The 274-nt window shown below is 58.0% G+C and carries 1 pseudogene; it reads right to left on the reverse strand.

The annotated features are described in order from the left end of the window. Positions 1 to 274 (reverse strand): annotated as a pseudogene (locus KVH01_RS29595) (IS5/IS1182 family transposase); the annotation flags it as partial.

The following is a 274-nucleotide window of genomic DNA, read 5'->3' on the forward strand; positions in this document are numbered from 1 at the left end:
CGTGACATCGGCCACATTGGCCGCAGTGCCATGAACATGATGAACCAGTCCCGGTTCCGCATCGGCGCCAATATGCGTTCTTGGTCGAGCTGGGGGCATGAATGATGGTGGCATCGACGATGGTACCCTGGCGCAGGGACAGGCCTTTCTCTTGCAGATAACCGTTGATGACCGCGAGGATCGCAGGGGCCAGTTGTTGCTTTTCCAGCAGGTGCCGGAAGTTCATGATCGTGGTGTCTTCAGGTATCGGGGCGCTCAAGGTCAGGCGTGCAAA

It is taken from the genome of Pseudomonas khavaziana, assembly GCF_019145205.1.
GTDB classification, from domain to species: domain Bacteria; phylum Pseudomonadota; class Gammaproteobacteria; order Pseudomonadales; family Pseudomonadaceae; genus Aquipseudomonas; species Aquipseudomonas khavaziana.